Here is a 14,870-nt window from a genome sequence, read left to right as displayed (position 1 = left end):
GAGCCCCATGAACGCAATCAATCTCCTGATTGGCGGCAAGGACCAGTCCGCCGCCAACCAGCGCACCTTCCAGCGCCTCAATCCGATCAGCGGCGAGATCGCGAGCATCGTTGCGGCCGCCTCGATCGACGACGCGCTGCGCGCCGCCGATGCCGCCGCGGCGGCGTTTCCCGCGTGGTCCCGGCTCAGCCCCGGCGAGCGCCGCAAGCGGCTCAGTGCGGCGGCAGACGCGCTGGCGCGCAACGCCGCCGAGTTCACCGCGCTGATGATGGCCGAGACCGGCGCCACGGCCGGCTGGGCTGGCTTCAACGTGCATCTCGCCGAGGGCATGCTGCGCGAGGCTGCGGCGATGACGACGCAGATTTCCGGCGAGGTCATTCCCACCGACGTGCCCGACAATCTCGCGCTCGCCTATCGCCAGCCGGCCGGCGTCGTGCTCGGCATCGCGCCGTGGAACGCGCCGGTCATTCTCGGCGTGCGCGCGGTGGCGATGCCGCTCGCCTGCGGCAACACCGTCGTGCTCAAGGCTTCGGAGATGAGCCCGGGCGTGCACCGGCTGATCGGCGCCTGTCTCCATGAGGCGGGACTGGGTGACGGTGTCGTCAACGTCGTCACCAATGCGCCCGAGGATGCGCAGGCCGTGGTCGAGGCGCTGATCGCGCATCCTGCGATCCGCCGCGTCAACTTCACCGGCTCGACCCGCGTCGGCCGTCTCATCGCGATGGCCTGCGCCAAGCATCTCAAGCGCGCGCTGCTCGAGCTCGGCGGCAAGGCGCCGCTGGTCATCCTCGACGATGCCGATCTCGACGCTGCGGTGAATGCAGCCGCGTTCGGCGCCTTCATGAACCAGGGCCAGATCTGCATGTCGACCGAGCGCATCGTGGTCGACGACAAGGTCGCCGACGAATTCGTCGCGAAGTTCGCTGCCAAGGCGAAGGGTCTGCCGTATGGCGATCCGCGCAAGGGCAATGTCGTGCTGGGCTCGCTGGTCAGCGCCGCCGCCTGCGACCGCGTCGGCACCCTGATCGAGGACGCCGTGGCCAAGGGCGCGGTGCTCGCCGCCGGCGGCCGCGGCACCGGCACGATCATGCCGGCGACCATCGTCGACCACGTGACGCCGGCGATGCGCATCTATTGCGAGGAGAGCTTTGGCCCCGTGGTCACCGTCGTGCGCGTCGGCGGCGTCGACGAGGCGGTGCGCGTTGCCAACGACACCGAGTACGGACTGTCGTCGGCGGTGTTCGGCCGCGACATCGCCCGCGCGATCGGCGTCGCCAAGCGCATCGAGTCCGGCATCTGCCACGTCAATGCGCCGACCGTGCATGACGAGCCGCAGATGCCGTTCGGCGGCGTCAAGGCCTCGGGCTATGGCCGGTTCGGCGGCAAGGCCGCGATCGACGAGTTCACCGAGCTGCGCTGGATCACGGTGCAGACCGGCGAGCGGCACTATCCGTTCTGAGCTCATCGTCACCTCGCTGGCGCGCGGCGAGGGCAAAGGCGGTGTCGCGGCGGACACGTTGCACGGGCGACGTGACGCTGCGGCCTCGCGGCGCATGGCGTCCGAGTTGTCAGGGCCGTTTCGCCCTCGTCGAAACAGAGGGCGCAGGGAATGCCGGTCGCTGGCCGCACCCATGGCCCGCCTGCGAAAAAAATGCAGGCGGCAGGAACCACAGGTTCAGCCGAGACATCCCGGCATTCCCCGCGCGATGGTTGGGCGGCTTATACGTCCTCTCCCCGGGGACCGGCTGTCTTGCCCCCATAACCGGCGGATCATCACCACCAGCGTGGCCTCAGCGTCGGGAGGCCAGGACCTTACGATTTCGCCGGCGCATCGGGCCCGTTCGTCCGCATGACCCATGGCCACGCTGCGAGCCGACACACCCACCGCATCCCACCCCGCGCGTCGTGACGATCGCGATGCGCCCCTCTTGGCGAGGCGGGACGAGGGCACCCAAACACGTTTTCGCTGAAAACGAAATCGATTTATTTTTCGTGGAACGACTGGACAGAGGTCATCTGACTGAGACGACGGGCGAAATCGGTTTTCCGGCGCACCGCTTTGGCTTGCCCGGCGGGGACAGGTGAGAGTCTGCGCGAGGGCATGAGTCGCCCGTCGGGCAGGTGTGCGGTCGATGGTCTTGCAGCGACGCCGTCCTGACGCGGCGCCGCCGCCCGCGGCTATTTTCCGTAGGCTCCCGTATAGCGGCCGGCACGGATGCTCGCCAGGATGTCCGCCTCGCGCTGCTCCTGCGCCCGCGTCATCTCCAACAGCAGCGCAGCGCGTTGCGGCGCGAAGGCAACGACGCCGTCGGCATCGCCCACCACGACGTCGCCGGGCGCCACCACCATGCCGCCGATCGAGACCGGCTGGTTGATAGTGCCCGGCCCGTTCTTGTAGGGGCCGCGATGGTTGGCGGCGCGCGCGAACACCGGAAACGGCGACGACATCAGCACGGCGGAATCGCGGATGGCGCCGTCGAGCACGATTCCGGCCGCGCCGCGTTGCTCGGCGATCGCGGCGATGATCTCGCCGACGAGGGCGCGCGTCTCGTCGCCGCCGCCATTGATCACGAGCACATCGCCGGGCTTGATCAGATCGAGCGCGCGATGGACGAACAGATTGTCTCCGGGCGCGGTGTCGACCGTGAGCGCGATCCCGGCCATCGGCGGTCCCTTGTAGAACGGCTTGAGGCCGATCGCGCCCGGCAAACGCTCGAGATTGTCGCTGATCACGGCGGTCGGGATCTGCCTGAAGGCTGCAATCAGGCCGGGATCGACTGTCGCAACCGGCGGCGGTTCGGTGTCACTCATTGTCGTTCTCCTCGATGCGTGCCGTCGGATGGCTGCGCAGGCTCGGGTGTAGGACTCGCGCCAAATTCAGAAAACAGATAAATGATGATGTCATATCATCGCTTTTGAGAATGTCTCATGATCACGCTGAAGCAGCTCGAGGCGCTGCATTGGATCGCGGAGCTCGGTACGTTCGAGCGCGCCGCGGCGAAGCTCAACACGACGCAGTCGGCGATCTCCAAGCGCGTCCAGGAGCTCGAAGCGTCCGCGCGCGTGCCACTGTTCGACCGCCGCCAGCGCGGTGCGCGGCTGACCGAGCGGGGCGAGGAGATCCTCGCTCTGGGCCGCCAGATGCTGACGCTGCAGGAGCAGATCATGGCGCTGAGGGACGGACGGCAGTCCCCGGCCCGCCGGCTGCGCCTCGGTGCCACGGAGCTGTCGGCGCTGACCTGGTTGCCGCGCCTCGTCTCGGCGATTCGGGAGCAGCATCCTGCCGTGGTGATCGAGCCCGAGGTGGAGACCACCCGCACGCTCTACGATCGCCTGATGGAAGGCAGCATCGACCTGATCGTGGTTCCCGAGGTGTTTTCCGACCCGGATGTGACCTCTGTCAGGCTCGCCGAGGTGCAGAACGTCTGGACCGCACGCCCTGGTCTGGTTCGGTCGCGCCGCCCGCTCGGATTCGAGGAGCTCGGGGAATATACTCTCCTGATGCAGGGCCGCCGCTCCGGGCAGGGGCTCTACATCAATCGGTGGCTGACGGCGAACGGCGTCGCCTTCAAGCGTGCGATTACCGTCGACAATCTCACCGCTCTCGTCGGTCTCGCCGTAGCCGGCCTCGGCATCAGCTATCTTCCGCAACGCTGCTTCCGGCCGCTCTTTGCCGAGGGAAAGTTGTCCGTCGTGCCGGTCAGGCCGGCGCTCCCCGCCGTGCCGTATTCGGCGATGTATCGCAACGACAGGCCGTCGGCGCTGACGGCCGTCGTGGCCGAGCTGGCGCGCAGGACCTGTGACTTCAGCCGCCAGCTCCAGGGCTAGAGGTCCGAGATAGACATCACTTTTTGGAATGGGCGGAGAAGCGTTTTTATCCCTTTTCATCGCGGTCGGCCGAAGCGAGGCTGCGGCCCGCTGCACCATGCAGGGAATGACGACGAGGAGAGGCTTCGATGCGCCGATGGGGATGCGTACTGGCACTGGTTCTGGCGGCACATGCCGCCGGCGCCGAGGAGTTGAGCGGCACGCTGCAGAAGATCAAGGAAACCGGCAAGATCACGGTCGCCTTCCAGGAAGCGGCGGTGCCCTTCAGCTATCTCGACGGCAACCAGAAGCCGGTGGGCTACGCGCTCGACATCTGTGCGCGGATCGCCGACGCCGTGAAGCGGGAGCTCAAGCTGCCCAACCTCGTGGTCGAGACCGTTCCGGTCACCTCGTCCACCCGCATTCCGCTGATGACCAACGGCACCATTGACCTTCTGTGCGCCTCCACCACCAACAACGCGGAGCGCCAGAAGCTCGTCACCTTCACCAACACGCATTTTCTCAGCGCAACGCGCTTTGCCGCCAAGGCGTCGAGCTCGCTGCGGCGGATCGACGATCTGAAGGGCAAAACGGCCGTTGCGATCGCCGGGTCGACCAACATCGCGCAACTGAACAAGGTCAATGTCGAGCGCAAGCTCGGCATCACGATCGTTCCGGCCAAGGACCAGGCCGAGGCGTTCCTGATGCTCGAGACCGACCGTGCGCAGGCCTATGTGCTCGACGACGTCCAGCTTGCGGTCGCGATCGCGCGCTCCAAGGAGCCGGCCGCCTATGTCATCAGCGAGGATGCGTTCTCCAAGGCCGAGCCGTTCGGCATCATGCTGCGCAAGGATGATGCCCCGTTCAAGGCTATCGCCGACCGCGTCACGGCCGAGCTGTATCAGAGCCCGGAGATCGAAAAGCTCTACAAGACCTGGTTCGAATCGCCGGTGCCGCCGACCGGGACCAATTTCAACTATCCGATGCCGGCTGCGTTGCGCGCTGCGTTCAAGAAGCCCAGCAGCAGTCCCGATCCGGATGCCTATGCAGCCGAATGAAGCCACGGATCGCGTCGGCTGATCCGAGCAGCTGATGCAGCCGACTACCCGCGGCTCGCCGTCAGCTGCTGCCGGTAGCGTTCGGCGTCCCAGTTGAGCAGCATCTGCTCATGCTGTGACGAGAGATAGCTGATCTCGGCCGACAGCGGCAGGCGGCTTGTCACCAGCGCGAGGCAGCTCAGCATGGCCTCCGCGCCGGGACTGGCATCGTTGCGGATGATGGCGCCGAGACCCGGCGCCAAGGCCGCAACGGGCGCGGCGAGGCCGGCTGCGCCCGCGCGCGCAAGCAGCGTGGCGAGACCGTCGGCGCCTTCGATCGTCGGCAGGCCCGGGCCGAGAAACACCACATGGTCCGGATACAGCGAGCCGCCGGTCGCGACCGCGCGGCTGAAGGGATCGGTGGCGATGCCATGACAGCCTGCGTCGGCCGGCAGCCGATACTCGGTGCCGGCGCAGAGCCGGCGCAAGGCGGCGTCGTCTGCCGCTTGTGTCGCGCGCACCGGCAATGCCAGCCGCGTCTCGACGTCACGCACCAGCGCCTCGGCGTCCTCGCAGGTCTCGGCGCCGACGACCAGGCCGTGATTGCCGAGGATGAGCACGTCGACGCTCTCGCTTGCGACGATCGCGCTGACCGCGCGCGCCAGCGGCAGCCCCGGATGGACATAGTCGACATGACGCCAGGCGAGTCCGTCGAGCCGCGCGGCAAATTCATCGCGCGCATCGCGACGCGCGGCCCAGGCGATGGTGTTGACGGCATGCACGTGCAGCACGACGCGGTGCGGCATCAGCGCATGCAGCGAGGTCTCGATCGACGCGCGCAAGGCACCGGGCGCGGCCAGCGGGATGCGTTCGTCGTCGCGGGCCAGCGCCTCGCGCGCCGCCGTCAGCAGCACCGGCACGAAGATGTCCTTGTCATTGGCGTCGGACAGCCACGTGCCGGAGGCCTTGACCCAGAGGACATCGTCATCCTTCACGGAGGAATTGCCGCCAGCGCCCTGCACGAGCAGCATGTTGCAGCCGACGCGCGCCGACATCCGGCGCAACGCATCAAGCTCGGCGGGTTCGCGCATGGCTCGTCTCCTTCACCAGCTCAACTGCTGCATCGCCCAGTTCGGCATGCGGCGCGCGGACGCCGCGAGCTTTCGCGTCGCCGCGGCGAGGTCAGGCGCGCCCGCCAGCGCGGTGCGATGCACGCCATCGGCCAGCAGCAGGGTCTGCAAGCCCATGGCACGCGCGCCGGCGACGTCGTGGTCGAGCGAGTCGCCGATCATCAGGACGCGCCGCGGATCGGGACGCCCGAGCTGCTCCAGCGCCGCCTCGAAAATCGGCGCATGCGGCTTGCCGACGAAGGTCACCGCGCCGCCGAGCCACTCATAGGCGCGCGCCAGCGTGCCGGGGGCGGGGACGAGGCCGCTCGCACCGAACATCATCAGGTCGGGATTGGCGCAGATCATCGGCACGCGGCGCGCCGCCGCTCGCGCGAACTGGTCCCGCCAGAGATCGGGCTCGGCCAGATCATCGTCGAGCCCGCCGAGCAGGATGAAATCGGCCTCGCGCATGTCGTCGACGGTCACGATGTCCAGGTCCTCGATCAGGGAGCGGTCGCCGCCGCGGCTGATCAGGAAGCAGGTGTCGCCGCAATCGGTGAAGGGCGCGCGCGTCCGGTCGCGCAATCCGGCCCAGGTGACTTCGCCCGAGGTCAGAATGCCGTCATAGGCCGCGGTGTTGACACCGAGCCGCGCCAGTCGCTCGGCATTCGAGCGCGCCCGTTTGCCGGAGTTGGACAGCACCAGGGTCGGCTTGTGCGCCCGCTTCAGCCTGGCGAGGCACTCCAGCGCCGCGGGAAACACGGTGCGCCCATCGTGCAGCGTGCCCCATTGATCGAGCAGCACGTGATCGAACCGGTCGGCAATCGCGGAAAGGCCGCTGATCTCACACGCCGCGGCGGTCATTGCGGCGGCCCCTGCAAGGCGAGCAGGGCGGTGCCGTAGCTGGCTTCCGTCTGCGCCGCGACGCTGACGGGCACGCCGATGACGCGCTCGCGCATCCGCATCCAGGCGTGGTTCCTGGCGCCGCCGCCGATGCTGATGACCCGCCGCAATGTCGGCGCGCCGAGTGCCTGCAGGCGCTGATAGGCCAGCGCCTCGACATCGGCGATGCCCTCGAGCAGCGCCTGGAAGAAGCGGTGATCCTCCGCCGGCCGCGGCGTAATCCGCGGCGCCAGCGCGGGATCGGCGATCGGGAAACGCTCACCGGGTTTCCGCAGCGGATAATAGCCGAGCCCGGTGGGCTCGTCGGGGCGCAGTAAGGGTGTCATGCGGTCCATGTCGTCGGCGGAGAAATGCGCGAGCAGCGCGGCGCCACCGGAGTTCGACGCGCCGCCGGCGAGCCATTTGTCGCCGAGCCGGTGCGAGTAGACGCCCTGATCGGCGGCAAAGATCGGCTGGGTCGCGATCAGCTTGACCACCAGCGTGGTGCCGAGCGAGGTGACGGCATCGCCCGGCGCGTCGGCACCGGTGGCGATGAAGGCGGCCACGCCATCGGTGGTGCCGGCGACGATGCGCGCGGAGGACCCGATGCCGAGCGCGCGCGCGATCGCGGGATCGATCTCGGCGAACGGCGTGCCGGGCACCAGGATGGTCGGCAGCACCTCGCGCGGCACGCCGAGCTGATCGAACCAATCGGGAAAGCGGCGCTGCACCGGATCATAGCCGAGCTTGAGCGCGTTGTTCTCGTCGCTGAGGCCGTGGCGGCCGGCGAGCCGGCCCGCGATCCAGTCGGCCTGGTGCGCGACGCGGACAGCGCCGCCGGTCGACGCCAGCAGATGCATCAGTTTCGCGAGCGGACTACTGGTGCCATGCGCACCGCTCTCCGGCGGTGCGACCGCGGCGATCCGCCTGGCTTCATCGACGGCGCGTGCATCGTTGTACATCAGCCCGAGGGAGCGGGGACGTCCGTCGCCGTCGATCAGCAGCAGCGTGCCCGACGTGCCGTCGACCGCGATGCGCGCGGCGGCGCGCAGATCGACGGCTTCGCCGAGCTTGCCGAGCGCTGATGTGGTCGCCCGCCACCACAGCTCGGGATCCTGATCGATGGCTGCGCCATCCTGACGCGGCGGCGCCAGCGGCACGGAAGCTGCGCCCTGGATCGCGCCACTGGCATCGATCGCGCAGGCGCGCACGCCGCTCGTTCCGACATCGATGCCGACAAACAACTCCCTCATGCGACCTCTTCTCGTTGTGACCAGGCGAGCACGCCTGCCCGCGCGATCCCTTCAGTCCCTGACGCGCTGCAGCACGTTTGGGGGATTGACGGCCGGATCGGTGTCTGCAATTTTTTGCAAGACGTGAAGAAATTTGCAAGCAGGCAATCGCGCGTGACGACAGCTTCCGACAGGGCGCCCATGGTGGACGGCGAGGCCTCCCTCGCAACGCGCGCGGCGTGGCTGTATTTCGCGGCCGGGCTGACACAGTCGGAGGTCGCCGACCGGCTCAACATCCAGAGCACCAAGGCGCACCGGCTGATCGCGCGCGCCAGCCGCGAGGGCATGATCCGCGTCTTCGTGGAAGGGCCGGTCGCCGAATGCGTCGCGCTGGAGAATGCACTCGCCGACCGCTACGGCCTCGATTTCTGCCGCGTCGCGCCGGACCTCGGCGAGGGCGATCTGCCGCTGAAGGCGCTGGCGCTGGAGGGCGCGAGCTTCCTGCGCCAGGTGCTGGAGCGTGGCGACGACAAGATCATCGGCGTCGGCCATGGCCGCACGCTCGCGGCCGTCGTCGCGCAATTGCCGCAGACGCCCGCGCGCGGCGTGCAGTTCGTTTCGCTGCTCGGTGGGCTCACGCGCAAATTCGCGGCCAATCCGTTCGACGTCATCCACCGTCTCGCCGAGCGCACCGGCGCCGAGGCCTATCTGCTGCCCGTTCCCGTGTTCGCCAACTCGGTGGCCGACCGCCGCGTCCTGATGCAGCAGTTCGGTATCGCCGACGTGTTCGCGCTGGCGCAGCAGGCCTCGCTGCTGTTCGTCGGCATCGGGCAGATCCACGCCGACGGCTTCCTGGTGTCGAGCGGCATGATCAAGCCGGACGAGGTCGTCGAGCTGAAGCGCGCCGGCGCCTGCGCCGATCTGCTCGGGCATTTCTTCAATGCCGACGGCGAACTGCTCGATCTGGATCTCTCCGCACGCGCGACCTCGATGGCGGCGAGCGAGCTGAAGAAACACCGCATCGTCGCCATCGGCGGCGGCGGGGCGAAGATCACGGCGCTGCGCGCGGTGCTGCGCAGCGGCTTCCTGAACGGCCTCATCATCGATGAGGTGACCGCTCAGGCACTATCTACCGACAAGCCGGAGAAGACATCCGGTCACTCCAAAAACAAAAGTCGGAAGGGCAGGTAACGCGATCAATCTCTACAAAAACAAAGGGAGGGTAACATGCACGATCGTGAGAAGAATCTCTTTGCGTCCTACGCCGGCAAACGCATCAGCCGGCGTGATCTGCTCGACGGCGCCGCCAAGCTCGGCATCGCCGGCGCCGCCGCCAATGCCGCCTTCGCCTCGGCAATGTCGAAGGCGATGGCCGCCGACTTCAACTGGAAGGCCCACAGCGGCAAGACCGTCAAGCTGCTGCTGAACAAGCATCCGTACGTCGATGCGATGATCGGCGACATCGAGGCGTTCAAGAGCCTGAGCGGCATGAACGTCACCTACGACATCTTCCCCGAGGACGTCTATTTCGACAAGGTGACCGCGGCGCTGTCGTCGAAGTCGGATCAGTACGACGCCTTCATGACCGGCGCCTACATGACTTGGACCTACGGTCCGGCGGGCTGGATCGAGGACCTCAACGCCTACATCAAGGATCCGGCCAAGACCAATCCGGCGTTTGCCTGGGATGACGTGCTGCCGGGCCTGCGCTCCTCGACCGCCTGGGACGGCGTCGCCGGCTCCGAGCTCGGCTCCGGCAAGGCCAAGCAGTGGTGCATCCCGTGGGGCTACGAGCTCAACAACGTCACCTATAACCGCAACATCTTCAGCAAGGTCGGCGTCAAGCCGCCGAGCAATCTCGACGAGATGCTGGAGGTCGCCGCCAAGATCACCAAGGATGCCGGCGGTCCCTACGGCGTCGGCGTGCGCGGCTCGCGCTCCTGGGCGACCATCCATCCGGGCTTCCTGTCGGCCTACGCGAATTTCGGCCAGAAGGATTTCGTGATGGAGGGCGGCAAGCTCAAGGCCGCGATGAACACCAAGGCCTCGAAGGACTTCCACGAGAAGTGGGTCAAGATGATCCAGGGCTCGGGTCCGAAGAACTGGTCGACCTACACCTGGTACCAGGTCGGCACCGATCTCGGCGCCGGCGCCTCCGGCATGATCTTCGACGCCGACATTCTCGGCTACTTCATGAACGGCGGTGAGAACAAGGAGCGCGGCAATCTCGGCTACGCCCCGTTCGCGGCCAATCCGGCCGCCAAGGCGCCGACGCCGAACGTCTGGATCTGGTCGCTGGCGATGTCGAGCTTCTCCAAGCAGAAGGACGCGGCCTGGACCTTCATGCAATGGGCGGCCTCCGTCGAGCACGATTTGTTCGGCGCGCGCAAGATGGACTTCGTCAATCCGGTCCGCACCTCCGTATGGAAGGACAGCGAGTTCCGCGACCGCATCGCCAAGTCATATCCGGGCTATCTCGAGCAGCACGATCTCTCGGCGCCCGGAGCGAAGATCTACTTCACGGCGCAGCCGCTGTTCTTCGATCTCACCACGGAGTGGGCGGCGTCGCTGCAGAAGATGGTGGCCAAGGAGATCAGCGTCGACGAGGGCCTCGACAAGCTTGCCGAGAGCATCAACCGTCAGCTGAAGCAGGCCGGCCTCGGCTGAGGCTGCGTCGGCACCTCCCTGACCGCCCACCGGTCCGGACGCTCCCCACAAGCGTCCGGACCGGCTCCATACCCGCGACGATGCGATCACACCTGTCATGAGCATGGCCCAACTTGTCGAGACCGAGGCGGCGCCGCGCCGCACCAAACGCTGGCGCGGGCGGCTGCTGCCGTATCTCCTGAGCTTGCCGGCGCTCTTGGTGTGCATCGCCATCCTGGTGCCGTTCATCACCGCCGCCATCTATTCGCTGCAGCGCTACCGGCTCAATCTGCCGTATCTGCGCGGCTTCATCGGCGTCGACAATTACATCGACTTCCTGTCCGATCCTGCGTTCTGGAACACGCTGCGCATCTCGCTCGTCTACACCGCGGTGACCGTCATCGCCGAGCTGCTGCTCGGCCTGGGCATCGCGCTGCTGCTGCGGCGGCCGACGCGCTTCCACAACGCCGTCTCGATCATGCTGCTGCTGCCGCTGATGACGGCGCCGGCGATCGCCGCCTTGATGTGGAAGCTGATGACCAATCCGAGCTTCGGCATCCTGTCCTATCTCGTGGGGCTGCTCGGCGCCCACGACTTCAAATGGGCGTCCGATCCGTCGACCGCGCTGTTCACGGTCGTGCTGGTCGACGTCTGGGTCTACACGCCCTTCATCATGATCCTGCTGCTGGCCGGCCTGCGCTCGCTGCCGCGGCAGCCGTTCGAGGCGGCGGCGCTCGACGGCGTGCCGGCGAGCTTCGTGTTCTTCCGCATCACCCTGCCGATGCTCGCGCCCTATATCATCACGGCGTCGCTGTTCCGGCTGCTCGACTCGATCCAGCAGTTCGACATCGTCTATGCGATGACACAGGGCGGTCCAGGGGACCGGCTGATGGTGTTCCAGGTCCAGGCCTATCTGGAGTTCTTTCAGTACACCAATGTCGGACGTTCGGCGGCGCTGCTGATGATCCTGTGGCTGATCACCAATATCCTGTCGAACATCTTCATCAAGAACTGGCTGCGGCTGCGCGCTCGCGCCCATGGTCACGCCTGAGGGAGGTCGCCGATGGATCACTCCAGTCTCGCCGGACGCATCTTCCGCGGCATTGCGCTGGCGATGGTGCTCGTGTTCTTCATGTTCCCGATCGCCTGGATCCTCCTGATGTCGTTCCAGACCAACGAGCAGATCCTGCGCATTCCGCCGCGCATCCTGTTCGAGCCGACGCTCGCCAATTACGAGGCGCTGATCTCGGGGCAGCTCAAGACTGCCGCCGGCAATCTGCAGATCTCGTTCATGCGCAATCTGATGAACAGCTTCGTGCTGTCGAGCGCGTCCGTCATCCTGGCGCTGCTGCTCGGCGTGCCCGCGGCGTACGCCTTCGCTCGCTTCAAGTTCCGGCTCGGCGAGACCATCGCGTTCACGCTCTTGTCGTTCCGCTTCGCGCCGCCGCTCCTGGTGCTGCTGCCGTTGTCGCTCTACTACCAGCAGCTCGGGCTCAACGACACCTATTTTGGCATCGTCTGGGTCTATCAGCTGATCGCCTTGCCGCTGATCCTGTGGATCGTGCGCGGCTATTTCGAGGACATCAGCCCTGATATCGAGCACGCCTACCGGTTGGCCGGGCATTCCTGGCGCGAGGCGTTCACGCGCATCGCCGTGCCGCTCGCGGGGCCCGGCATTGCTGCGGCAGGGCTGCTGTCGTTCATCTTCTGCTGGAACAATTTCGTCTTCGCGCTGATCCTGGCCTCCGCTGACAAGCAGCCGGTGACGGTCGGCGCGCTGGCCTTCGTCACGGCGTCGGGTATCCAATACGGCCAGATCGCCGCGGCGATCGTGCTGTCGGTGACGCCGACCCTGCTGCTCGCGCTCTACGCGCAGCGCTATCTGGTCGAAGGTCTCTCGCTCGGTGCAGTGAAGGGTTGAGCATCCATGGCGCGTCTCGAACTCAAATCCGTCGACAAGAGCTTCGGCGCCGTCAGCTGCGCCAAGGGCGTGTCGCTGACGGTCGAGCCCGGCGAGATCGTTGCGGTGTTCGGCCCGTCGGGCAGCGGTAAGACCGTGCTGCTGCGCATGATCGCGGGCATGTTCGAGCCTGATGCGGGGGATATCCTGGTCGGCGGCCGTTCGATCGTCGACGCGCCGCCGGAGCAGCGTGGCATCGGCATGGCGTTCCAGAACTTCGCGCTGTTTCCGCACATGAGCGCGCGCGACAATATCGCGAGCGGCCTGCGCGCGACCGGGGCGAGCGACATCGCGGCCAAGATTGCATCGATGAGCCGGTTGTTGAAGATCGATCATGTGCTCGGCCACAGGCCGCGCGAACTGTCCAACGGCCAGAAGCAGCGCACGGCGCTCGCCCGCGCGCTGATCGGCAATCCCGAGGTGCTGCTGCTCGACGATCCTCTGCGCAACGTCGACGCCAAGCTGCGCTACGAGATGCGGCTGGAGCTGCCGAGCCTGCTGCGCCGAGGCTCTGCCGCGGTGCTCTACGTCACGCAGGACTATCGCGAGGCGATGGCGATCGCCGACCGGATCGCGGTGCTGATCAATGGCCGGCTCGTGCAGGTGGCGCGCCCGGAGGAGATCTATGCCCGGCCGGCATCGGTCGCGGTGGCGCGGCTGTTCGGCGATCCCAGCATCAATCTCTTGGAGGTCGCGCCGGTCGCCGAGCAGGGTCGGCTGACGGCGACCGTGGCCGGAACCCAGATCCGGCTCGATGCCAACGGCCTGCCATCCGACGCACGAGCGCGCTGCTGGCTCGGGGTGCGGCCTGACGATGTCATGGTGGCGCGCCAAGGCGGCGAGGGCGCGATCCCCGCACGCATCGTGGCGGTCACGCCGATCCACGAGCGGGCAGTGGTGCTGCTGCGCTTCGCCGACGGCTCGGAATGGCTGGCCGCAATGGCTCCCGAGGCGTTGCAGGCCGGTGCCGACGATGACGTATTCGTGCGGTTCGCGCCGGAGGCGGCGCTGCTGTTCGACCATGCCAGCGGCGAGCGCATCGGCCAACCGCCGCGCCGGCAGGCCGCGTGAGGGTTTGACATGGGCATGCTCGAGATCAGCAACGTCGACAAGATCTATCACAGCCGCGGCAAGCCGCCGGTCCACGCCGTGCGCGCGCTCGACATGGACGTCAGGTCGGGCGAGATCGTCGCGCTGCTCGGCTCGTCCGGATGCGGCAAGACGTCCACGCTTCGCATGATCGCGGGCTTCGAGAGCGTGAGCGCGGGCTCCATCGCGCTGGCGCAGCGACCGATCCATGATCTGCCGCCGGCCAAGCGCAAGGTGGCGATGGCGTTCGAAGGCTATTCGCTGTATCCGCCGCTCACGGTGCGCGAGAACATTGCGTTCGCGCTGAAGGCCCAGCAGCTGTCGCGTGCCGAGATCGCGCAGCGCGTCGACAGCATCGCCCGTCTGGTCGAGATCGAGGACATTCTCGATCATCATCCCCGCGCGCTCTCTGGAGGCCAGCAGCAGCGGGTCTCGCTGGCGCGCGCGCTGGTGCGCGATGCCGACCTCTATCTGCTCGACGAGCCGATGGGGCAGCTCGAGCCGCAGCTCCGCGCCGTGCTGCGCGGCCGCATCAAGGGCCTTCTGGCCGAGCGCGGCATGACCGCGATCTTCGTCACCCACGACCAGACCGAGGCGAGCGCACTCGCCGACCGCATCGCCGTGATGGAGGATGGCGTGCTGCAGCAGTTCGCCGGGGAGCGCGAGTTGAAGGACCGCCCGGCCAATCTGTTCGTCGCGAGCTTCATCGGCGAGCCGCCGATGAACCTGCTCGACACGGCCGTGACGCAGGAGGACAGCGGCTTTCGGCTGGCGGTGGGCGCCGATCTTGCCTTCGATGTTCCCCGGCAGACGCTGGACGTTGCCGCCCAGCAGGCACTGGTGCAAAGCGACCGGATCAAGGTCGGCATCCGGCCGCAGCGGATCGCGATCGGCAGCGGCGAGGCGCGGCTGCGCGTGGTCTCCAACCAGTGGCTCGGCGATCAGTCGCACATCGCGGGCGAATGCGCCGGGCATCTGCTGGTCGCCGTGACGTCGGGCAAGGTCGCCGCGCGGCCCGGTGACATCGTGCCGTGCGCGCTGGAGTCGCGCCATCTCCACATCTTCGGCGCTGACGGCGTCTGCGTTCGCCACGCGGAGGCACGCTGAA

At 67.3% G+C, this 14,870-nt stretch carries 13 protein-coding genes; 9 read left to right on the top strand and 4 right to left on the bottom strand.

Annotation, left to right across the window (positions count from 1 at the left end):
* Window positions 1-7: 7 nt before the first annotated feature.
* The gene (locus QX108_RS08080; RefSeq protein ID WP_315779907.1) at window positions 8-1,459 is read left to right on the top strand and encodes an aldehyde dehydrogenase; all 1,452 of its coding nucleotides are present in this window, start codon (window positions 8-10) and stop codon (window positions 1,457-1,459) included.
* 719 nt (window positions 1,460-2,178) lie between these two features.
* Here the strand turns inward: QX108_RS08080 and QX108_RS08075 are convergent.
* On the bottom strand, window positions 2,179-2,811 hold the full coding sequence (locus QX108_RS08075; RefSeq protein WP_315779910.1) for an RraA family protein: 633 nt from the start codon (window positions 2,809-2,811) through the stop codon (window positions 2,179-2,181).
* Between the two features lie 117 nt (window positions 2,812-2,928).
* Here QX108_RS08075 and QX108_RS08070 point away from each other — a divergent pair, with 117 nt between their 5' ends.
* Together QX108_RS08070 and QX108_RS08065 are read left to right on the top strand one after the other, a co-directional pair.
* Window positions 2,929-3,828 (top strand): LysR family transcriptional regulator, encoded by a 900-nt coding sequence (locus QX108_RS08070; protein ID WP_315779912.1) that lies wholly within the window; start codon window positions 2,929-2,931, stop codon window positions 3,826-3,828.
* Between the two features lie 128 nt (window positions 3,829-3,956).
* On the top strand, window positions 3,957-4,865 hold the full coding sequence (locus QX108_RS08065) for an amino acid ABC transporter substrate-binding protein (protein ID WP_315779914.1): 909 nt from the start codon (window positions 3,957-3,959) through the stop codon (window positions 4,863-4,865).
* A gap of 44 nt (window positions 4,866-4,909) precedes the next feature.
* On the opposite strand, the gene QX108_RS08060 is transcribed toward QX108_RS08065, so the two are convergent.
* From QX108_RS08060 to QX108_RS08050, 3 genes are read right to left on the bottom strand one after another with little or no spacing between them, the layout of a single operon-like run.
* Entirely contained in the window at window positions 4,910-5,935 is a 1,026-nt protein-coding gene (locus tag QX108_RS08060; protein ID WP_315779915.1) for a class II aldolase/adducin family protein, read from the bottom strand.
* A gap of 12 nt (window positions 5,936-5,947) precedes the next feature.
* On the bottom strand, window positions 5,948-6,817 hold the full coding sequence (locus QX108_RS08055; RefSeq protein ID WP_315779917.1) for a TIGR01459 family HAD-type hydrolase: 870 nt from the start codon (window positions 6,815-6,817) through the stop codon (window positions 5,948-5,950).
* The gene (locus QX108_RS08050; protein ID WP_315779919.1) at window positions 6,814-8,088 is read right to left on the bottom strand and encodes an FGGY-family carbohydrate kinase; all 1,275 of its coding nucleotides are present in this window, start codon (window positions 8,086-8,088) and stop codon (window positions 6,814-6,816) included. Before QX108_RS08050 ends, QX108_RS08055 begins: the two co-directional genes overlap by 4 nt.
* Before the next feature lie 180 nt (window positions 8,089-8,268).
* On the opposite strand from QX108_RS08050, the gene QX108_RS08045 reads away from it, so the two are divergent.
* The 6 genes from QX108_RS08045 (at window position 8,269) to QX108_RS08020 (ending at window position 14,869) form a co-directional block, all read left to right on the top strand.
* On the top strand, window positions 8,269-9,258 hold the full coding sequence (locus QX108_RS08045; RefSeq protein WP_315726254.1) for a sugar-binding transcriptional regulator: 990 nt from the start codon (window positions 8,269-8,271) through the stop codon (window positions 9,256-9,258).
* A gap of 36 nt (window positions 9,259-9,294) precedes the next feature.
* The gene (locus tag QX108_RS08040; protein WP_315779920.1) at window positions 9,295-10,734 is read left to right on the top strand and encodes an extracellular solute-binding protein; all 1,440 of its coding nucleotides are present in this window, start codon (window positions 9,295-9,297) and stop codon (window positions 10,732-10,734) included.
* A gap of 103 nt (window positions 10,735-10,837) precedes the next feature.
* Window positions 10,838-11,764 (top strand): sugar ABC transporter permease, encoded by a 927-nt coding sequence (locus tag QX108_RS08035; RefSeq protein WP_315726252.1) that lies wholly within the window; start codon window positions 10,838-10,840, stop codon window positions 11,762-11,764.
* Window positions 11,765-11,776: 12 nt separating this feature from the next.
* Window positions 11,777-12,634 carry a carbohydrate ABC transporter permease gene (locus QX108_RS08030; protein WP_315720867.1) on the top strand — a complete coding sequence of 286 codons (858 nt, stop codon included), beginning with the start codon at window positions 11,777-11,779 and terminating at the stop codon, window positions 12,632-12,634.
* 6 nt (window positions 12,635-12,640) lie between these two features.
* Window positions 12,641-13,744: an ABC transporter ATP-binding protein gene (locus QX108_RS08025; RefSeq protein WP_315779923.1), complete on the top strand. Its 1,104-nt coding sequence runs from the start codon at window positions 12,641-12,643 to the stop codon at window positions 13,742-13,744.
* 15 nt (window positions 13,745-13,759) lie between these two features.
* The gene (locus QX108_RS08020) at window positions 13,760-14,869 is read left to right on the top strand and encodes an ABC transporter ATP-binding protein (protein ID WP_315780561.1); all 1,110 of its coding nucleotides are present in this window, start codon (window positions 13,760-13,762) and stop codon (window positions 14,867-14,869) included.
* The last annotated feature ends 1 nt before the right edge of the window (window position 14,870 follow it).

This window comes from Bradyrhizobium sp. SZCCHNR1002 (assembly GCF_032381435.1).
Lineage (GTDB): Bacteria > Pseudomonadota > Alphaproteobacteria > Rhizobiales > Xanthobacteraceae > Bradyrhizobium > Bradyrhizobium aeschynomenes.
Note: the sequence above shows the minus strand (reverse complement) of the source record. Positions and strands in the feature narration are given on the sequence as shown.